20 protein-coding genes are annotated in these 19,524 nt (G+C 39.7%); 14 read left to right on the top strand and 6 right to left on the bottom strand.

Annotation, left to right across the window (positions count from 1 at the left end):
• The first annotated feature begins 90 nt into the window (after nt 1-90).
• From JNUCC51_RS08490 to JNUCC51_RS08440, 11 genes are all read left to right on the top strand, one after another.
• Entirely contained in the window at nt 91-351 is a 261-nt protein-coding gene (locus JNUCC51_RS08490; protein WP_100545238.1) for a sporulation transcriptional regulator SpoIIID, read from the top strand.
• Nucleotides 352-787: 436 nt separating this feature from the next.
• Entirely contained in the window at nt 788-1,783 is a 996-nt protein-coding gene (locus JNUCC51_RS08485; RefSeq protein WP_053484433.1) for a rod shape-determining protein, read from the top strand.
• A 21-nt stretch (nt 1,784-1,804) separates the two neighbouring features.
• A complete protein-coding gene (locus JNUCC51_RS08480) occupies nt 1,805-2,638 on the top strand; it encodes a flagellar hook-basal body protein (RefSeq protein WP_337991620.1) in 834 nt (277 codons plus the stop codon).
• Nucleotides 2,639-2,662: 24 nt separating this feature from the next.
• Complete coding sequence (locus JNUCC51_RS08475; RefSeq protein ID WP_337991619.1) at nt 2,663-3,502, top strand: flagellar hook-basal body protein; 840 nt, start codon at nt 2,663-2,665, stop codon at nt 3,500-3,502.
• A gap of 47 nt (nt 3,503-3,549) precedes the next feature.
• On the top strand, nt 3,550-3,834 hold the full coding sequence (locus JNUCC51_RS08470; protein ID WP_049668038.1) for a DNA-directed RNA polymerase subunit beta: 285 nt from the start codon (nt 3,550-3,552) through the stop codon (nt 3,832-3,834).
• Nucleotides 3,835-4,008: 174 nt separating this feature from the next.
• Nucleotides 4,009-4,452 (top strand): 3-hydroxyacyl-ACP dehydratase FabZ, encoded by a 444-nt coding sequence (gene fabZ / locus JNUCC51_RS08465; RefSeq protein ID WP_134020546.1) that lies wholly within the window; start codon nt 4,009-4,011, stop codon nt 4,450-4,452.
• Nucleotides 4,453-4,645: 193 nt separating this feature from the next.
• On the top strand, nt 4,646-5,029 hold the full coding sequence (locus tag JNUCC51_RS08460; RefSeq protein ID WP_100545233.1) for a hypothetical protein: 384 nt from the start codon (nt 4,646-4,648) through the stop codon (nt 5,027-5,029).
• Nucleotides 5,030-5,137: 108 nt separating this feature from the next.
• Nucleotides 5,138-5,554 carry a hypothetical protein gene (locus tag JNUCC51_RS08455; protein WP_337991618.1) on the top strand — a complete coding sequence of 139 codons (417 nt, stop codon included), beginning with the start codon at nt 5,138-5,140 and terminating at the stop codon, nt 5,552-5,554.
• A 29-nt stretch (nt 5,555-5,583) separates the two neighbouring features.
• Nucleotides 5,584-6,486 carry a hypothetical protein gene (locus tag JNUCC51_RS08450; RefSeq protein ID WP_337991617.1) on the top strand — a complete coding sequence of 301 codons (903 nt, stop codon included), beginning with the start codon at nt 5,584-5,586 and terminating at the stop codon, nt 6,484-6,486.
• Complete coding sequence (locus JNUCC51_RS08445) at nt 6,483-7,184, top strand: hypothetical protein (protein ID WP_337991616.1); 702 nt, start codon at nt 6,483-6,485, stop codon at nt 7,182-7,184. Before JNUCC51_RS08450 ends, JNUCC51_RS08445 begins: the two co-directional genes overlap by 4 nt.
• Nucleotides 7,181-7,588 carry a hypothetical protein gene (locus tag JNUCC51_RS08440; protein WP_337991615.1) on the top strand — a complete coding sequence of 136 codons (408 nt, stop codon included), beginning with the start codon at nt 7,181-7,183 and terminating at the stop codon, nt 7,586-7,588. The genes JNUCC51_RS08445 and JNUCC51_RS08440 overlap by 4 nt, the downstream gene beginning before the upstream one ends.
• 56 nt (nt 7,589-7,644) lie before the next feature.
• Here JNUCC51_RS08440 and JNUCC51_RS08435 read toward each other — a convergent pair whose 3' ends face one another.
• Together JNUCC51_RS08435 and JNUCC51_RS08430 are read right to left on the bottom strand one after the other, a co-directional pair.
• Entirely contained in the window at nt 7,645-8,625 is a 981-nt protein-coding gene (locus JNUCC51_RS08435; protein ID WP_337991614.1) for a nuclease-related domain-containing protein, read from the bottom strand.
• Between the two features lie 102 nt (nt 8,626-8,727).
• Nucleotides 8,728-9,153, bottom strand: a complete 426-nt coding sequence (locus JNUCC51_RS08430; protein ID WP_049668043.1) for a YwpF family protein — start codon at nt 9,151-9,153, stop codon at nt 8,728-8,730.
• Between the two features lie 310 nt (nt 9,154-9,463).
• Between JNUCC51_RS08430 and JNUCC51_RS08425 the strand changes: the two genes are divergently transcribed.
• Nucleotides 9,464-9,886 carry a single-stranded DNA-binding protein gene (locus JNUCC51_RS08425; protein ID WP_100545227.1) on the top strand — a complete coding sequence of 141 codons (423 nt, stop codon included), beginning with the start codon at nt 9,464-9,466 and terminating at the stop codon, nt 9,884-9,886.
• 260 nt (nt 9,887-10,146) lie between these two features.
• Here the strand turns inward: JNUCC51_RS08425 and JNUCC51_RS08420 are convergent, their stop codons facing one another.
• Nucleotides 10,147-12,909, bottom strand: coding sequence for a DEAD/DEAH box helicase (locus JNUCC51_RS08420; RefSeq protein WP_337991613.1), 2,763 nt, complete (start codon nt 12,907-12,909; stop codon nt 10,147-10,149).
• Complete coding sequence (locus JNUCC51_RS08415) at nt 12,906-14,480, bottom strand: hypothetical protein (protein WP_337991612.1); 1,575 nt, start codon at nt 14,478-14,480, stop codon at nt 12,906-12,908. The genes JNUCC51_RS08420 and JNUCC51_RS08415 overlap by 4 nt, the downstream gene beginning before the upstream one ends.
• Before the next feature lie 199 nt (nt 14,481-14,679).
• Between JNUCC51_RS08415 and JNUCC51_RS08410 the strand changes: the two genes are divergently transcribed.
• Together JNUCC51_RS08410 and JNUCC51_RS08405 are read left to right on the top strand one after the other, a co-directional pair.
• Nucleotides 14,680-15,153: a transcriptional regulator gene (locus JNUCC51_RS08410; protein WP_337991611.1), complete on the top strand. Its 474-nt coding sequence runs from the start codon at nt 14,680-14,682 to the stop codon at nt 15,151-15,153.
• Between the two features lie 496 nt (nt 15,154-15,649).
• Nucleotides 15,650-16,483 (top strand): flagellin N-terminal helical domain-containing protein, encoded by an 834-nt coding sequence (locus tag JNUCC51_RS08405; RefSeq protein ID WP_337992206.1) that lies wholly within the window; start codon nt 15,650-15,652, stop codon nt 16,481-16,483.
• A 37-nt stretch (nt 16,484-16,520) separates the two neighbouring features.
• Here JNUCC51_RS08405 and csaB read toward each other — a convergent pair whose 3' ends face one another.
• Together csaB and JNUCC51_RS08395 are read right to left on the bottom strand one after the other, a co-directional pair.
• Nucleotides 16,521-17,600, bottom strand: a complete 1,080-nt coding sequence (gene csaB, locus JNUCC51_RS08400) for a polysaccharide pyruvyl transferase CsaB (protein ID WP_337991610.1) — start codon at nt 17,598-17,600, stop codon at nt 16,521-16,523.
• Nucleotides 17,600-19,513 carry a DUF5693 family protein gene (locus tag JNUCC51_RS08395; protein ID WP_337991609.1) on the bottom strand — a complete coding sequence of 638 codons (1,914 nt, stop codon included), beginning with the start codon at nt 19,511-19,513 and terminating at the stop codon, nt 17,600-17,602. Before JNUCC51_RS08395 ends, csaB begins: the two co-directional genes overlap by 1 nt.
• Nucleotides 19,514-19,524: the final 11 nt, after the last annotated feature.

Below are 19,524 nucleotides of genomic sequence, written 5' to 3'. Positions count from 1 at the left end.
TCTGAATAGCTTTGTCCTCACATAAGGTGAAGAAATGCGCAGACGTGCATCTGATGCCATTTGTGAAATTGTGTGGAAAGGACGAAGAACGTGCACGAGCACATTCGGAAGCGCTGCATACGCCTCGGTGAATTATTGATTGAGACGCGTGAAACTGTGCGTGTCCTCGCGAAAATGACAGGTTATTCAAAAAGTACGGTGCACAAAGATTTAACAGAGCGACTGCCAACAATTCATGAAGGATTAGCTGAGCAAGTAAAGGAAATACTCGCCTACCATAAGGCCGTACGTCATATTCGTGGAGGAGAGGCAACGAAAAACAAGTGGAAGGAAAGAACGAGTCAAGAATGATTCGTTCTTTTTTTGATTCAAAGGACAAGCTAGATACTTATTTTAATTCCCTGACATAATTGAGAAATAGCTAATTCTCCTCACCATAACATAGGGTTGATTTACGTTTCGATTGAGCGCTTTCATGGAGGCGAAGGCGTTATCACAGGACATGATGGTTTTAGCCTTCGTTCCAATATTGCTGATTCCCAAGGAGTCGCTACTTATTCACATAAATAAGTTTAAATATGTTATCCCAAGCCATCGATAATGAAACCATACAAAAAATTGTTTAAACAATTTCTTCTTTTCAATAAGTGTTCATATAATTGAGAGAATACAGTTCCATTAACTAAAATTAGGTGTAATTACCAATGGTATATGATAAAATATTCTAGATAAACAGATAAAAATGAACGTTATGTAGTTGGAAATGGCGGGAAGGAGAAATTATAAAATGTTTTCGAAAGATATTGGCATTGACTTAGGAACTGCGAACGTATTAATACACGTTAAAGGTAAAGGAATCGTCTTAAATGAACCATCAGTTGTGGCGATTGATAAAAAAACAAATAAAGTATTAGCGGTGGGAGAAGAGGCTCGTCAAATGGTAGGGCGTACACCGGGTAATATTACTGCAATTCGTCCACTACGAGATGGTGTCATTGCAGATTTTGACGTTACGGAAGCGATGCTAAAACATTTCATCAACAAGTTAAACGTCAAAGGATTTTTAGCTAAGCCACGTATTTTAATTTGCTGTCCAACAAACATTACTAGTGTTGAGCAAAAAGCTATTCGTGAAGCTGCAGAAAAATCAGGTGGAAAAAAAGTATACTTAGAAGAAGAACCAAAAGTTGCAGCTATTGGAGCGGGCATGGATATATTCCAACCTAGCGGCAATATGGTAGTCGATATTGGCGGCGGAACAACAGATATTGCAGTCCTATCAATGGGTGATATTGTAACGAGTGAGTCCATCAAAGTAGCAGGAGACATTTTTGATAATGATATTTTACAATATATTAAAAAAGAATATAAATTGCTAATTGGTGAACGTACTGCAGAAGCCATAAAAATTACAATCGGAACAGTCTTTAAAGGTAGCCGAAATGATTCAATGGACATCCGTGGTCGAGACATGGTAACAGGTTTACCACGTACAATAACGATTCACTCGGAGGAGATTGAACGTGCATTACATGAATCAGTTGCTATGATTGTTCAATCTGCAAAAAATGTTTTAGAAAAAACACCACCAGAGCTTTCGGCTGATATAATTGATCGTGGGGTTATTATTACTGGCGGTGGTGCTTTACTACACGGTATGGACCAGCTATTAATCGAAGAGTTAAAGGTACCTGTGTTCATTGCAGAGCAACCTATGGATTGTGTAGCAATTGGTACAGGCATTATGCTTGAAAATATTGATCGAGTTCCAGCGTCCTTATAAAAATATAATGAGGTGATTCCTTTGTTCAAAGGGTTTTATACAGTTGCAACTGGTATGATTGCACAGCAAAGAAGAACAGAATTACTAACCAATAATTTATCAAATGCAAATACACCAGGATTTAAAGCAGACCAATCAACAATTCGTTCATTTCCCGACATGCTTATGTCAAGTGTAGGAAAAACGAATGCACCTGCTAATCAACAAGCTGGCTCTCAATATATGAGTCAAGTTGGTGCTTTAAATACTGGGATTTATATGCAAGAAACATTACCAAATTACATACAAGGTCAAATCTATAGCACAGACTTCACGACAGACATGGCTTTGATTGATGGAAACTTACCGCAAAATGAAGACGGCACTGCTGGATCAATTTTCTTCCGGTTAGCACATCCAGATGGTGGCGAAGCATATACACGTAACGGGAATTTTACATTAGATGGTAAAGGCTATTTAGTAAATCCACAGGGACTGTATGTGCTATCAGACAGAGGTCAACGCATCCAGCTACCGAATGATGATTTCCGCTTAGATGAAAATGGAGCAATTTATGTTAATAATCAGCAAGTAGCTCGTGTTGGAGTATCATATGCAGCGGATCCGAACATGCTAAGTAAGCAGGATAATGGTTTAGTTCGAACTGAAAACGGTGAGAACTTACCGACAGCATATGGTGCCAATGGCGTAGCCTTTACACTACGTCAAAATTATCTAGAGGGCTCAAACGTAGACTCTAGTCGTACAATGACTGATTTAATGACAGCATATCGCGCTTTCGAAGCAAACCAAAAAGTGTTACAGGCTTATGATCGCAGCATGGAGAAGGCTGCCAACGAAATCGGGAAAGTATAATAGGCGAACTGGAGGCATTTGAATATGCTACGTACAATGATTACAGCAACAAACACAATGGGGCAATTACAAAATAAACTAGATACAATTAGTAATAACATTGCCAATAGCAGCACACTCGGCTATAAATCACAAGAAGCTACATTTAATGAATTGCTTTATCAGCAATTTAATAATGACAAGCTAGACCGAGCTGACCGACAATCACCTGTTGGCATCCGTTATGGTTCAGGTGCAACGCTTGGACAAATTCAATCAAATCAAAAGCAAGGCTCTCTACAAACAACAAATCGTGACCTTGATTTTGCTTTTACAAAACCAAAGCAATATTTCAATATTTTAATGCCAGATGGTGAAAATGGTACAAAAACAGTGTATACTCGTCAAGGTGACTTTTATTTATCACCATTAAATAATGGAACAGTAATGGTTGTAACTGCAGATGGATATCCATTGGCAAACTCAACAGGACAAGCTATTACATTACCGGACAATGTAAAAAGTTTCGCGATCCGTGATGGAGGCGTATTAGAGGCATCATATCCAAATGGAGATGTTATTCGTACTGATGTAGCAGTGACAGAGTTCCAAAAGCCACAGCTTATGGAGAAACTTTCAGGCTCCTACGTTGGATTGCCAGATAACCTAGCTCAGCTTGGATATACACAAGCTGAAGTTGTCACTGAATTACGAGGAGCAAATCGTCAGCAAATTGGCATGCAGAGCGGTTCGCTAGAAATGTCGAATGTAAATCTTTCTAAGGAAATGACGGATTTAATTCAGACACAGCGTTCTTATCAATTCAATGCAAGAGCTGTAACTTTAGCAGACCAAATGCTTGGGCTCATTAACGGTATTCGATAGTAAATCCATTATTACTGTTTAGTAAGTAATGAAGAGGAGTACAATCTATGACAAACGATTCAAGTCGAGGTTCTATGCAAACAAAAGAAACCGATACGCCACCAGAAGAGAAGGAACACGGCTCAAATGGAGAGCAACGAGAGGTTCGATGGGTGCAAATACGGCTGATTCCGATTTGGCTACGCGTTGTACTTATTATCATCTTAGTTGTTGTTGCCGCAGTTTTAGGTGCAATGTTTGGCTATAGTGTAATTGGACAAGGTAGAGCCATGGACGTTTTCAAACCAGAAACATGGCAGCATATATTTGATATTATGAATGGTAAAGAATAATTTTATTCTTTACCTTACTTTGTGTTTACATATAATATCTACATTCAGTAGGTGTTGGATATTGAATGAAGATATAGCCTCCAGCGGATGTCACCGATTTTGAATTGTGCGTGTACATTTCAAAATCCGGACGCAATAACGCCGAGGCAAAATTGATATAAGGGGGAAAAGAAAATGTTAACAGCAGAACAAATTCAAGCAATTTTACCGCATCGTTATCCTTTTTTATTCGTTGACCGTATCGTTGAATTAGAAGAAGGCAAGCGTGCAGTAGGTTTAAAAAATGTCTCTATGAACGAGGACTTTTTTAATGGGCATTTCCCTGGCTATCCAGTAATGCCTGGGGTTTTAATTGTAGAGGCGCTAGCACAAGTCGGTGGTGTAGCATTATTAAACGCAGATGAATTCAAAGGTCGTCTAGCTTTCTTGACGGGTATTGATAATTGTCGTTTTAAGCGCCAAGTAGTACCGGGAGATCAACTTCGATTAGAGGTAGAGTTCGTGAAACTACGTGGAGCAATGGGCAAAGGTCACGGTGTGGCGACAGTCGATGGAGAACTAGTATGTGAAGCGGATATTCTATTTGCCATTGGACCTGCACAGCCAAAACAGGTGTAATTTGCAATTATAGGCTAAAAGATTTAAAATAATCATATCGAATAATGTCTTTACTGTTAATCTTTTAATAGTTTAGTCTATAAGTTGTGCAGTAAAAGAAATTACGATGTTTTATAAAAATGTATATGGCGTTATATGTGATTGTGAATTAATACATGTAGTTTTGCTTTTAAAACGTAGGAGGATTATATAGATGTATAAGGAATTGTCTTCAGGTGTTAAAATTAGCATTACGCGTTCGATTTCAACATCTTTTGAATCATACTTAGCAGGTATTGATTGGAAAGAGGAGCGTTTTTCTATGGAAGACTTCATTGCTAGCTGGCAAACTTATTTTAAAGAAAATGCCGCATGGATCGAAAAAATCCCAGCAGATGTTTTGATGAGTACTGAATTCCATGAAGAGATGGCGCAGAAAATCGATGAAGTAATTGCAAAAATTTTAAATGAAGAACCCACAGCTAAACAAATTGAAACAATCGAGGCATTGCAAAAAGAGCTAGGTACAAATTATAGCTACAACTGTAAAGCAGAAGCAGCATACATTGAACAATTGTTAAAAGAAAAACAAAAATAGTTTGTACAAAAATCGGATAGTTCCCTCCTTTCCCGGGCAATCTATGTAGGATCACAAATACAACACATTGTATTTGTTGACATAGCATCGAGAAAGGAGGATTTTTCTATGTGGAGAATGTCATTTTTGGCAATTATTCTTGCTGCTTTATTCCTTGGAGGTTGTAACTGGGGAAACAAGGCTGTTGAAACAAGACCAGTGGAGAATGTTAAACACGACGTTCGCCGTGGTGTTGACAGAGTGGAAGACGTTGTAGAGCCGTCTAGAAGAAATGACGTTTACAATCGTGACGTAAATGGTGTTAACCGTAACACTGTTCTTCCTGAATCAGCAGCACCAGGTACAACAACAGTACCAAGAACTACAACACCAGGTACAACGACAGTACCAGGTACAACAACAGTACCAAGAACTACAACGCCAGGAACAAATGCTGATTTAAATGGTACAAATGGTTATAACAACGTACCAAATGCAAATGGCGTAGTTAAAGAAAAGATCGTTGAAGAGAAAGTAACGCGATAATTATAAAAAAGAGTGTTTCCATCTAATGGATGGAACGCTCTTTTTTTCTTTATGAAGGGGGAATAATACCGAGTGGAGGAGAAGCGAATACTCGCGAAGGAGAAGCGAATACTCGCGAAAGAAAAGTGAATACTCGCGAAGGAGAAGTGAATACTCGCGGAGGAGAAGGAAATACTCGCGGAGGAGAAGGAAATACTCGCGAAGGAGAAGTGAATACTCGCGGAAGCGAAGGAAATACTCGCGGAGGAGAAGCGAATACTCGCGAAAGAGAAGTGAATACTCGCGAAGGAGAAGTGAATACTCGCGGAAGCGAAGGAAATACTCGCGGAAGCGAAGGAAATACTCGCGGAGGAGAAGCGAATACTCGCGGAAGCGAAGGAAATACTCGCGGAGGAGAAGCGAATACTCGCGGAGGAGAAGTGAATACTCGCGAAAGAGAAGTGAATACTCGCGAAGGAGAAGTGAATACTCGCGGAAGAGAAGGAAATACTCGCGGAAGAGAAGTGAATACTCGCGGAGGAGAAGGAAATACTCGCGAAAGAGAAGCGAATACTCGCGAAGGAGAAGTGAATACTCGCGGAAGCGAAGTGAATACTCGCGGAAGCGAAGGAAATACTCGCGGAGGAGAAGTGAATACTCGCGGAGGAGACGGAAATACTCGCGGAAGCGAAGTTAATACTCGCGAAGGAGAGGGAAATACTCGCGGAAGCGAAGCGAATACTCGCGAAAGAGAAGCGAATACTCGCGGAAGAGAAGTGAATACTCGCGGAAGCGAAGGAAATACTCGCGAAAGAGAAGTAAATACTCGCGAAGGAGAAGTGAATACTCGCGGAAGCGAAGGAAATACTCGCGGAAGCGAAGTGAATACTCGCAGAGGAGAAGAGAATACTCGCGAAAGCGAAGTGGATACTCGCGAAAGAGAAGCGAAGTGAATACTCGCGAAAGCGAAGTGAATACTCGCGAAGGAGAAGAGAATACTCGCGGAAGCGAAGTGAATACTCGCGGAGGAGAAGGAAATACTCGCGAAAGAGAAGCGAATACTCGCGGAGGAGAAGTGAATACTCGCGGAGGAGACGGAAATACTCGCGGAAGCGAAGTTAATACTCGCGAAGGAGAGGGAAATACTCGCGGAAGCGAAGCGAATACTCGCGAAAGAGAAGTGAATACTCGCGGAAGCGAAGGAAATACTCGCGAAAGAGAAGTGAATACTCGCGGAAGCGAAGTGAATACTCGCGGAAGCGAAGTGAATACTCGCGGAAGCGAAGGAAATACTCGCGAAAGAGAAGCGAATACTCGCGAAAGAGAAGCGAATACTCGCGGAAGCGAAGTGAATACTCGCGGAGGAGAAGGAAATACTCGCGAAAGAGAAGCGAATACTCGCGGAGGAGAAGTGAATACTCGCGAAGGAGAAGTGAATACTCGCGGAAGCGAAGTGAATACTCGCGGAGGAGAAGTGAATACTCGCGGAAGCGAAGTGAATACTCGCGAAGGAGAGGGAAATACTCGCGAAAGAGAAGCGAATACTCGCGGAAGCGAAGCGAATACTCGCGGAAGCGAAGCGAATACTCGCGGAAGCGAAGTGAATACTCGCGGAAGCGAAGGAAATACTCGCGAAAGAGAAGCGAAGTGAATACTCGCGAAAGAGAAGTGAATACTCGCGAAAGAGAAGTGAATACTCGCGAAGGAGAAGAGAATACTCGCGGAAGCGAAGTGAATACTCGCGAAGGAGAGGGAAATACTCGCGAAAGAGAAGCGAATACTCGCGGAAGCGAAGCGAATACTCGCGAAAGAGAAGCGAATACTCGCGGAAGCGAAGCGAATACTCGCGGAGGAGAAGTGAATACTCGCGGAAGCGAAGTAAATACTCGCGAAAGTGAAGCAAATACTCGCGGAGGAGAAGTGAATACTCGCGAAGGAGAGGGAAATACTCGCGGAAGCGAAGTGAATACTCGCGGAAGCGAAGGAAATACTCGCGGAGGAGAAGTGAATACTCGCGGAAGCGAAGCGAATACTCGCGAAAGAGAAGCGAAGTGAATACTCGCGAGCAATATGGCGATACCGCACGAAGGTGAAAAACCTGTTAAATATTCTCAGGAAGAGCGGAAAAATGGCTTCATATATTCCACTAAATTTTCGGGTAATCGGTAAACACGATTTTTATAAGAACCTGTATAGGGAAATTGAAATTTTCTAAGTAAACGATTTGCAGCATCAATGGAATGAATACCGAAAAATTCACGTAGTTGTTTATTGGTGATTGTTGGTCTAACTAAGTATTGATAATCTTGTAAGGCTTCAGCGAAAATTTCTTCGCTTGCATATTGACAGTATAAACATCTCCATATTCCGCGAGCATAATGCATTTGAGATTTGTATTTGCATTTCGGACAAAGCACGCCTTGGCGAAATCGTGATGAATCAATTGCAGCCGGAATTTTCGATGGCTGATGTTTACTAAGAAGTAGTTGAGCAATTCCTGTTAGCTGTTCATCGCTTAAAATTGTTTGTGTATAATGGTTAAATAGGGAATGAAGATGTTTTTGAAGTCCTGAAACATGGAAAATCGGGATTGTATTTGGATGATTTGCAATGATAGCAGAGGAGTTAGCAATGATAACCGCACCCTCAATGGGGAGAGAATAGTTTTGGAAAATAACTTTAAGAAATTGCATATGTCGTTGGGTCTGAGTAATTGCATTGGGGAATCCTTCAACAGTTCCATCCGGCTTCGTTCGAATACATTGATGAGTAATATCGTCAAAATCGAGACGGCCGTTAATATTTTTTATTTCAACAACTAGCATAAAATTACTGCAAATGAAAAGCGTATCGAGTTGATGCGAATGCTGAGCAGAATTCATCAGAATTAAATTATGTAACACTAAAAAAGTATAGGGACATACTAATTCAAGCCATTCACGGTCTACTCTTCTTTCACCAGCAAAGCCAGCATCGAATCTTCGGAATTGCTCATTATAAAAGCTAAAATCAGGATCGTCTTCGAACAAACGCCTCTTTAAAGCCTCAAGCCATAATAATTTTACAGGCTTTTCTCTAATAGCAATTTTCAAGTGTAGTTACCTCCTATAATTTTTACATCGTATTTTACCTTAAAATCTCTACCTGTCCAATAAAAAAATAACGATGCAAATTTTTGCATCGTTAAATCAAGTTCAATCATTTTTGAGTTTTGGTCGTTCTTTCATATCGTGTGAGAAGCGGTCCAATAACTTATCTAAAGTAACGCCCTCAGCTAGTAACTCGGCTAGTAATTGCTCGGCATATTTCGAGCGTTTTGTCTTTAGCGTCCCTTTTAAAAGGACAGAGATGTGCTCGCCAATTTCTTGAACTGTATGTACGACAACCTTAAAAGGGGCAGGCTCATTATCTGGAAATGAAATAACTGCACGTACATTAAAGACAGTAGCATTCGCTAATAGTTCATCAAAAGTTGAACGATATTGCCGGTCCATAAACAGTTCGAGAATCCAAGATTGATGGCTGTTTTCCTGGTTAATAATTATACCATCGACTAAAGGGAAAGGTTGTATGCCGTCTTTTGTGACAAGGTCAAAGGAAAGCATCTTAAATGTTTTCATTATGTAATATCCTCCTAAGTCGGTCATCCTTTTTAGTATAACATATTCAATTAGCCCTGGTTACGATAGTGGCAATGCTGTGTTTTTGCACAATCTGCAAAAACAGCGAAATTGTATATTTCAACAATTAGCATTTGCTATTACAGCGAGAAGCATTCAGCCCGAAAAATCTTTTGAAAAATGAAAAGTAAAAGCCTTAATATACCCAATTTATGATTGAAAATTAAGGGAAATGATAAAAATCGACTTTTGCCAATGCTGGATTAACTTTTGTAAGATGAGAGCAATCGAAAGCAAAGGAGGTGAATCAATGAACCAAGTCGGACTGGTCGGAAGGTTAACAAAGGATCCAGTGTTACGACACTTATCTGGGAATCGCGTGCAAGCACATTTTACTCTAGCCATTAATCGCAATTACAAAAACAGTCGTGGGGAAGTGGATGCTGACTTTATTCTTTGTACAGTTTGGGGAAGGCTTGCAGAGCATATCGTCAAATATTGCGGAAAAGGCTCATTAATTGGAGTGAATGGTCGAATTCAATCAAGATCATTTTTAAATGAAGAAAGCACAAAGGTTTTTATAACAGAAGTAGTCGTAGAAGATGTCCGATTTTATCGGCTTAAGCCAAGGGATAGCGACGGGGCAGTTGTGCCTCCAAAGCCACCAGATGAGCAGGAAGGCTTAAAGGATTTTGTGCTACCTGAGGCAGAAGTACAATTGCCGGTAATATAGCAGTTCTAATTGGTACATACGGGGCAAGGAACAAGTTGTCTGATCCGCCATTCTCCTTATTACTTGCGCCGTAATCAAAATTTAGAAAGGAATGATGTCTAAATTTCATAACGTAGTTCATTGCTGAAGACCGCACAGCAATGAGCATTATTAACACAACTAAATATAAATATGAAGTAAGTAGGGGAAGAAGTAACAGTAATATCCGCTGAAATAAAAGAGCGCCAAGAACGTTGTGCTCTTGGCGCATCTACTCATTATTAAAAATCGAGCTTCATTAAATCACGAAGTTCGTCATCTTCTAACTCAGTTAACCATTGGCTTGATTGAATTAGTTCTTCTGATAATGCAGATTTTTGGGTTAGCATTTTATCGATTTTTTCTTCGATAGTACCAATTGTAACAAACTTATGCACTTGCACAAATTGTGTTTGGCCAATTCGATATGCACGGTCAGTCGCTTGATTTTCGACGGCAGGATTCCACCAGCGATCTGCGTGTAATACATGATTTGCCGCTGTTAAATTTAGCCCTGTGCCACCCGCTTTTAATGAAAGGATAAATATTGGGAAATCTCCTGCCTGAAAAGTCTCTACTAAGCGGTCACGCTGCTGCTTAGGCATTGCACCTGTTAAGAACGGTGCATCAATATTATATAGTTCACTAAAACAATGTTGTAGTAATTGCCCCATTCCGATATATTGTGTGAAAATGAGGCACTGCTCGCCGTTGTCCACGATTTCTGTAGCCATTTGCACAATACGTTCTAATTTCGTAGAACGAGTGAGCATTGATTCGGCATCCTCGAAAGGTTCTTTTAAATATAAGGCAGGATGATTACATAATTGCTTTAACTTACTGAGCATCTTTAAGACGCGTCCCTTTTTTTGAAAGCCTGTTAATTGCTCCAGCTGATCGAGCGTCTCTAATATATATCCCTCATATAGAGATGCTTGTTCAGTTGTTAATGGGCAGTACTCATGAGACTCTTGTTTATCTGGTAAGTTGAGCTGTAAGTGTGGGTCACGCTTTGTACGACGCAGTAAAAATGGTTGAATTTTTGCACGTAGCTTTTGTTTATGTGACTCAGACTCATCTCGTTCTATCGGTAAAATAAATTCTTCATTAAAGCGACCAAAGCTACCTAAATAGCCTTTATGGATAAAGTCAAAAATTGCCCATAGCTCCGATAAACGGTTTTCTACTGGTGTACCCGTTAAAGCAATATGATGCGTCCCTTGTAATTTACGAATAGCCCTTGATTGTAGCGTTTGCATATTTTTAATATTTTGAGCTTCATCTAATACAACTGTTGACCATTCTACTTCCTGTAAAAACTCTGCATCCTGTGATACCGTGCCGTAGGTAGATAAAATGACATGTGGTTTTTCTCTTCCTACTAGCTGTTTAAAAGCTTCCTCTTTTGCTCGATTCGCCTGATAATGCGTATGCACATTCAAGGAAGGAGCAAAACGAGCGAGTTCCTTTTGCCAGTTGCCTAGCACGGACGTAGGACAAATAATGATGGACGGTTTTGTATCCTCAGTTGTTTCATAAAGATGAAGCAAATAAGAAATTAGCTGAACCGTTTTACCAAGCCCCATATCATCAGCTAGGCATGCACCAAAGCCTTGCTCTCGCATGAAGACAAGCCATTCAAAGCCCTCATGCTGATAAGGGCGTAATTCTGCCTGCAAAGATGTAGGAACCGGTACTATAGGCAGTCCTTTTTTCTCAGAAAGCTGCTCCATATAGGATTTAAGCGATTTTTGCAGTTCAAATGCAAAAATAGGGTCATCTCGCATTGCATCATCGGCATCTTCTTCTTCAAGCGGTAAGGATAAATCCTCTGGTAGTTCACGGAATAACAATTCACGAACAGTCCAGCTTTCATCTTCAGCTTGCTGCATCAATGCACGCATTTCTTGCATCCAGTTTGCATCGACTCTAAACCATTCTGTACCAATACGAATGAATTCGCGTTTCTCATCTACAAGCTTTTTAAATTGTTCAGGTGAAATGGACTGTCCATTCATAGAAAACTGCCATTTGAACGTTAAAATATCATCTAGTCCAGCAACCTTCTTTGTCGCTACATTACCAGTACTGACACGAACACGCATTTTTGACTGTTTTAAATCTTTAAGCCAAGCAGGTAATACAACGTCAAAGCCGAGTGCTTGTAATCTTGCTAAATCCTCACGTAAAAATGTTCGAACTTGTAAATCGTCAAGCATAATACGGATGAAAATATCGTTACGTACATCTTCGATAGAAAGAAGATCTACAATTTGTCCTTGTTGTTGTTCAATAACTTCAGCATACATTTGCCATTTTGCCGGTAGAGCGTCAGCGATTTGTAGTGACTGCTTTCGCATGGCAGGCGTCCAGTAGTTTTTGGCTGTAGCCGTACTAAGTACTGTTTCTAAAAGCCAAACATCTGAATCTTCCTCAGGCTCACTTAAGCGTAGGGAGACAGTAACTGCACCTGCTTGTCGTTCTTGCTCTAGTGGCCAGCCACCACGCAAGAAAAATGGCATTAGCTTTGGTAAATCAGACAGTACAAGACCTGCTTGAGCTAGTTTTTGCTGTACTGCCATTTCTAATAAAGCTGTATCTTCACCCTCTATAGGGAATGTTAGCGCGGAAAAATCATCCGCAATAACTGCGTGTGACCAAAGCGAGGGCTCCTGCCAATACTTTTGTATAGAAGACGCTTTTTCTAGCCACACCTGACTTTCTGCGTTCGCACCTTGCCATTCAATAAAAGGATGCAGATAGCGCTGTGAAAAAATATCAAGGAGCTCAGAGGTTGTAACATCAATCGTACGCTCTGAACGGTTGGTTAATAAACCATAGACATTCGCTTCATAGTTAAAAAATAATGAAGAAATGAGTGAGTCTGCTTCTATTGCTGCACCATCAGCAGTAAATCCCTGTAACGTAAAATATCCTTCCTGTGCTGCATGAATACGAAGCTGTAGTTTTTTTGAAAACGGGGAAGGAGCATTTATAGTCATCATACTAAGTTTCCTTTCTCAATTTCTTCCTGTAATGCACGAAGTCGTTTATACTCTGCACGAATTGTTTGCATATATGTCTCAAAATAAGCAGTTTTTCCAGCACGTTTTGCTGCACTGCGCATACTTTTCCATATTCGTACAGCCTGCTTATAGTTCATACGTGATTTTTGTGTAATTTCAGTCATGGCGTATAGATGATATAAGGGCAATACTGTTGCAGGCGCAACCTGAAGAACATCTTTTAATCCACACATTTCTAAATAAGAAAGGGAGGAGAGATTTAACTGATGGAGAGCTGCCCATTCACGATAACGTCCTTTTTTAATAAGAAAGAACGAAAACGGTTGGAGCCCGTAAACACCAAATGCACTATATAATGTAGCTTCCTGTTCTTCCGTAAGCTGTATGTCTTCGTATAAAAGCTGAAATTGCCTTACATATTGAGCGCGTTTTACAACTGGCACTGTTTGCTGTAAAAAGACTTCGGAAAATGGTAGCATCGCACGTAAAATAATTGACTGTGCATGTGATTCACCAGCACGTTTTGCAAAAGTAGCTAGCTCAAATAGGTCCTGCATATGTTGACCATCTACATGCGCAATGCTTTCCTGTAATAAATCTTCTTTTTGTAGCAACACATAAAATAGCAGTTTTAATGACTCCAAGGAAATCTCAGGTGAAGGATTCTCAAGGTTATTTATAAGTGCTAATTCCTGTTCACGACGCGGCTTTTCATAAAAAAGCACTGCCCAAAGCAGCATATATATTTGTAATCGATCAGCAAATAATCCTTGTCGTTCCAATAAAAACTCTCGAACTGATTCCTGAATCGCATCATAAAATGGATCAGTGGCAAAAAGTCGTGATCGACCCGTTAGCTCTGTCAGTATACTTTCGAATGATTGAACACTTTGATCAATAAAATATTTCATATAAGGAGAATCCAAAGAATGTCCTTTTGTCTCATTTAAATGACGCCATATTGTATTAAAGATCGATAGCTCCATAAAAAGCTTATAAAGTGGCTGCCACTCACGTTCAAATGGCATATGCCGTTGGAGTCGCTCCATTGCATCTGTCCGTATAGCTGAGAGGCCATACCCTTCTAGAATACGCCCAGGTGGTAGTAAACGTTTCATTACTTCATTGACCATTAACTTCCAGCTTTCTGGACTTCGTTCTTCTGCTAATGATTTTAATTGCACTGATTTTTGAGCGCGCCAAGCACTTGACCAATTTTGCACCGAATCAAAATACTGATAAAGAGCAAGCAATGCGCCAACCTGATGTCTACACCATTTCAGCTGGGGACAGTTACAGCGTAGCTCCTCTTTGGCAAAATCAATTTCTACAGTAGCAGGTCTGACATCCTGTACGCTAGCATATAATGTAGAACTTGCTCCATTAAAACGTTCAAAGACAACTGATTTATTCCGTACTGAAAAAACGGCACGACGCACTAGCTCTTCGTCTTCAGAAGAGGAAGGATGTAACGCCTGTTCAGCTTCCTGTAATTTGGCAAGGATAAATTCTTGATGCTCTTTAGCTAATTGGGCAATAGACAATGCCATAACCTCACTCCTTTCAAAATGTATAGCTAGTGAGTATGTGTAAGTATGAATAAAAAAAGACTGTCCTTCCATTATACGATTAAAATGCGTACATGATAAGCTGAATGATTTGAAATAAAAAATTCAAGGGGAAGATAGTTAACAAGATAATTGATTTGTGTTAAAATCTGAATAATCAGATAAATAGGGAGGGATAAGGATGATGCAAGTTCAATATATGAAGCCATTTTACACAAAAATCACGGGAGACAAACTACGTCTCGTGTTTGCTTATCAATATTTCTCTATTTTAAAAGAGAATGAGATTTTCCATTTCATCCCCATCGAAGGTAAAGAGATGATTATCAACTTGAATACACAACAAATCGAAAATATATCTGAGGTATTTGTTTTCCAGAAAGGGAATCGTTTTATCAGACTGCCATTATATCAATTATTATTAATTACAAATGTTCATGAGCATCTAACACCGATTCTTGAAAGCGCTACTCCAAAGCCTCAGTTACCACTTGTATCTTCAGTGACTGTTGGCGAAGTAGATAATCTCATTACAGAATTGGAGCAGAAAAACATTGATTATTTAATCGATCAGGCATTACTAGATCATAATAAAGATCTCTTTTTTGAACTACTACAACAAAAGAACCATCAACTCGGAGGTTTCGAAAATTGAATACACAGTACTTTATTTAAGCACCCTTTTCACATATGAGAAGTGGGTGCTTTTATCTTCATTAGCAAGCATTTTTGTAGCGAAGGCAAAGCGTCAGTTACAGAAGACTTCCACCTCTGTGAAGATGGTGGATTTTTGTGGGTGTCCTGAAATAGAATAGCCTAGGATAAGAGCTTCACATCCTGTGAAAACGCCTTAGTGACCAACATCATGCTGATGCTACGCTTACTCAAAAACAAAACTATGTTTCTGACGCTATGCTTTCGCACATCTGTTGGCCAAAAGCCTCCGGCGGATGTCTCGGATTTTGAGAAAAATGATTCGCGCAAGCACAATCATGCCAATGCGGAATTGATATGGGTCTAAAGTCGAAAATGTAAAATTGGATTAAAAATCATTACTATATAGGACTTATTAAATTGGCATACATTACTAAAAATAGGTTAAAAGAATTTAACATAGACCGATATACATAACAATAGGGGGTGGTGAAATGATGCTTGGAAAGTGGTCAGCGACGGGGATGTCAATTTTAAATAATATGAATAGACATTACGGTGCTATGAGCAAGGCGATGCTTCGAATTTCTTCAGGCTACCGCATCAATAGTGCAGCGGATGATCCAGCGGGACTTGCGATTTCTGAAAAAATGCGTGCGCAAATTCGCGGCTTGAACATGGCAGCGAAGAATATCCAGGACGGTATATCACTTGTTCAAACAGCTGAGGGAGCACTAAATGAAGTACATGATATGATTCAGCGCATGCGTGAGCTCGCAGTCGAAGCGGCCAACGACACATTAACAAATAGTGATCGGGAGCAGCTCGATTTAGAATATCAGGAATTAAAAAAAGAAATTCAGCGCATCTCGAAGGACACTGAGTTTAATACAAAGACATTGCTAAATGGGGATTATGCTACAAATGGTATTAAAATTCAGGCAGGTGCCAACGCAGGTCAAAACATTGAGATGTTTATTGGCGATATGGGTGCTGGAGCACTTGGCTTGGACGATAAGACATCCATTGCAACTCGTGAGGATGCCAATACAGCCATTACCACAATGGACGAGGCATTAAAGCGTGTATCAAGCGAGCGCTCAAGACTAGGCGCCTATCAAAATCGTCTAGAGCATGCTTATAACGCGAATGTAAACACGGCAGAAAACTTGCAAGATGCCGAGTCCCGCATTCGTGATGCCGATATCGCCAAAGAAATGATGAATATGGTGAAGGCCCAAATTCTAATGCAAGCAAGCCAATATGTGCTTGCCATGCATATGCAGCAGGCGCAATTCATTTTAAAATTATTAGACCCACAAAAAAAATGATGAATTTCAATTTTTATTGAAATTCATCATTTTTATTTTACTTTGTGAAAACCTCTAATGCTAATTTTGCTGTTTTCTCTGCTGCATCTTGGAACGCTTGGACTTTTTGACGCATATTTTCTTGGACGGTTGTTAATTGTTCAATTACTTTTACAGTTTGTTCAAACAATAAAGTCCCGTTCCAATCATCCACTTCAACATGTCCAATAATTGGTTGATCTACAATTTCAGCAAATGCATCGATTTTTGGATCATAAGAAATCGCAATAAATGGAGTAGAGTAGATGGATGAGAAAATTAATGAATGCAATCTCATACCAATTAGCAATTTAGATTGACCAATTACCGCAATTTTTTCTTCAATTGATAAATCAGCAGGGGCTATCATACTCTTTTCCTTCATAAGTGCTGCTACTTCTTGTGAAGACTTTGCATCATGCTCACCATGCATCGGTAAGAAGACAATCTGTTCACCATGACGTACTAATTGATCTAGGCTGTCCGCTATTTTTTGCTTGTAATCTACCGTTGATGGCCAGTCACGAACACTTATAGCTATATAAGACTTTGCTGATAAGGACTCATCTGCTAGCCAGTTAGTATGGAAGGTGCTACCGTTAAGGCCGATAACTGGATCTGGCACCACTAAAGACTCGTTTTTGACACCAATCTCTGTTAAAAGAGACTGTGAGGCTTTATCTCGTACCGTTATTTTTTCTACCTTATTAAAGGCTTTGCGGACAATCCATTTACTTAAAGGATGATTGATTGGACCCATACCTTGGGCGTAAACAAATACAGGTTTTTTTAACCATTTTGCTATTTGAATGACACCCGCATAGTAAGGAATCGTCTTCATTCCTGTTTGGTCTTGCATGAGGCTACCGCCACCACTGATGAGCCCATCTGCTGTTTTTAGTACTTGTCTGATTTCGTTCATTTTCCAACGATTCACGGCCTTAACACCATATGTCTTTTCAGTGGCCGCTGGATTGTTCGATAATACAGTAATGTCTATATCACTTTGACATTTTCTTAACGCCTGGATAATGGAAAGCAGTATCGCATCATCGCCAACATTATCGAATCCGTAGTAGCCAGACAATACAACATGCATTATGACCACCTCGCGATTGCTTTAGAAATAAAACGGTAACCTATCTTGAAAATTAAGATAAACACTAGTCCTACGACAAAACCAAGTGAAACGCTATAAAGTGTACGTAATGCCGACACAGCAACAGGGATGTGTAAATGTGTAAAGGTATTAACGATAGACAAGAATCCAATAACTCCTGGTACTAGAAGGATACTGCCCCATTTTCGATTAATGCCCATCACATATAGCGCTAAAACAAAGAATGGGAAACCAATTAAGAATTCCTTAGTTCTTGGTCGAACATATAGTATATTCTCAAGCCATTGTCTAAATGCTAATTCTGCATTACTAACTGAACCAGAGTTACCTGTTCTACTGATATAGAATAATCCAATACCTGCAACGACAATTAGCAGTAAAACATGCCAATATTTTAAATCTCTATTTAATAAAGTAACGGTATTCGAAAGTGTTTTCTTTAGATTTTGATCAACTATACGGTTTAGTTCCAGCATCACAAATAATAATACACCTGCAATTGGAACAACATAAACAAGCTTAACGCCTTTAAATGCTTCAAAGCCTGTCATAAATGCATTGCCGTTTAATAACCCAATGACAATAACGATACCAATGACGCTAATACCTACTGCTTTCAGATATTGTAGTAATATCGAAGCAATATTAGTAGAGCCCTTAGCTGCTTTAATAACTGCATACGTTGGAGCCATAACTGCAATAATTAACGCGAATGCTTGTAAGAAAATAGTACTTTTCAGAAGGAAGTATCCTATGGCTAGAGCACTCATAAATACAACTGCTGTTATACGAAGAGGCATCCATTTCACTAGTTCTGACATAAGGTAAGTAAATAGTATACCTGCTAATAAGACAAGTGCTGTTACCCATGTTGGTACTTTAACAACATCAAACAGTTCTGGAGTGCCAGACTTGAAATGATTTGGCATCTGTTTTTGAACACCAGTTAAATAATCAATTGTTTCCGCCAAATTTTTCTCGGCATTACCTTTTGTTTTAATATGATAGAAGATAGATCGAATATTACGCTCTTTCACTGCACGTGTTGTACGATCAATGCTCGCATTAAGCTTTAGCTTTGTCTCTCTGTTTACATTGATGCTGTGCAAGCGAATCATATTATAATTTGTACTTTTTGCAATTTTGTCTTCGCCCTTAAGGGGATTGCTTTCAATTGTGTAGAAATAATAGCCTGCCTTACTTAGCTTTTCAACCATTGCATTACCTGAACTCTGTCCAAATCCGATTGCCTCAGTACCTGAACCGAGTAAACGGCCAGCAGAGGAATCTTTTAATTCAAGTAATTGTTTAACGATTTTTTCGTTGGCCACTTTATTAGTCGCATTTTCTACTTTAAAGATGAGGGACAGATCGTGCTTGTTGATCATGTCCATTGCATGCTTATCGTAACCAATTGGTGTTTTTAAATCATAACGATGGTTTGAACTCGGAAGAAAATAGAAAGACTCATCTCCTATTTGTACTTCTTCTGGCTGAATGCTGTCCTTAATGAGCTGTTGATAGCTTGCATCTTCAGGAACGCTAATATAGTATCCACCCTTATTAACATCAACAGCACCTTTATAAGGTGTGAAACGTAGTTGTGCCGCTAATTCACTTTCATTGTAAGTGGAAATTAGTCCTTGATGTTCCATTTCCTTTAATGTAAAAGGCTCAAGGCTAACTGATGTAAGCCCCGCATCTTTTAAAGAGGAAAGGATTTTATCCATTGTTAAATCGCTTTCCTTATTTACTGTTTGTATTTCGTCATAGGGAATAACTATTTCATATGAATTATTCGATTGCTCAGCATTCCAACGCATCATGATTCCTGGTGAAGCTATGATGAGCAATAGGACCACGATTCCCCAAAGCCATTTCTGTTTCGACATAAATTTTCTAC

Origin of the sequence: Lysinibacillus sp. JNUCC 51 (assembly GCF_015999525.1) — a bacterium.
Taxonomy (GTDB): Bacteria; Bacillota; Bacilli; order Bacillales_A; family Planococcaceae; genus Lysinibacillus; species Lysinibacillus xylanilyticus.
The sequence above is the reverse complement of the archived record's forward strand: the minus strand, read 5'-3'. Positions and strand labels throughout refer to the sequence as shown.

Bases quoted from the DNA above. Each gene is read 5' to 3' on its own strand.
- JNUCC51_RS08405 (WP_337992206.1), top strand. From the start codon at position 15,650: ATGCTTGGAAAGTGGTCAGCGACGGGGATGTCAATTTTAAATAATATG.
- JNUCC51_RS08470 (WP_049668038.1), top strand. From the start codon at position 3,550: ATGACAAACGATTCAAGTCGAGGTTCTATGCAAACAAAAGAAACCGAT.
- JNUCC51_RS08460 (WP_100545233.1), top strand. From the start codon at position 4,646: ATGTATAAGGAATTGTCTTCAGGTGTTAAAATTAGCATTACGCGTTCG.
- csaB (WP_337991610.1), bottom strand. From the start codon at position 17,600: ATGCATGTTGTATTGTCTGGCTACTACGGATTCGATAATGTTGGCGAT.
- JNUCC51_RS08395 (WP_337991609.1), bottom strand. From the start codon at position 19,513: ATGTCGAAACAGAAATGGCTTTGGGGAATCGTGGTCCTATTGCTCATC.
- JNUCC51_RS08420 (WP_337991613.1), bottom strand. From the start codon at position 12,909: ATGATGACTATAAATGCTCCTTCCCCGTTTTCAAAAAAACTACAGCTT.
- JNUCC51_RS08455 (WP_337991618.1), top strand. From the start codon at position 5,138: ATGTGGAGAATGTCATTTTTGGCAATTATTCTTGCTGCTTTATTCCTT.
- JNUCC51_RS08475 (WP_337991619.1), top strand. From the start codon at position 2,663: ATGCTACGTACAATGATTACAGCAACAAACACAATGGGGCAATTACAA.
- JNUCC51_RS08430 (WP_049668043.1), bottom strand. From the start codon at position 9,153: ATGAAAACATTTAAGATGCTTTCCTTTGACCTTGTCACAAAAGACGGC.
- JNUCC51_RS08485 (WP_053484433.1), top strand. From the start codon at position 788: ATGTTTTCGAAAGATATTGGCATTGACTTAGGAACTGCGAACGTATTA.
- JNUCC51_RS08450 (WP_337991617.1), top strand. From the start codon at position 5,584: ATGGAACGCTCTTTTTTTCTTTATGAAGGGGGAATAATACCGAGTGGA.
- JNUCC51_RS08415 (WP_337991612.1), bottom strand. From the start codon at position 14,480: ATGGCATTGTCTATTGCCCAATTAGCTAAAGAGCATCAAGAATTTATC.
- JNUCC51_RS08425 (WP_100545227.1), top strand. From the start codon at position 9,464: ATGAACCAAGTCGGACTGGTCGGAAGGTTAACAAAGGATCCAGTGTTA.
- JNUCC51_RS08410 (WP_337991611.1), top strand. From the start codon at position 14,680: ATGATGCAAGTTCAATATATGAAGCCATTTTACACAAAAATCACGGGA.
- fabZ (WP_134020546.1), top strand. From the start codon at position 4,009: ATGTTAACAGCAGAACAAATTCAAGCAATTTTACCGCATCGTTATCCT.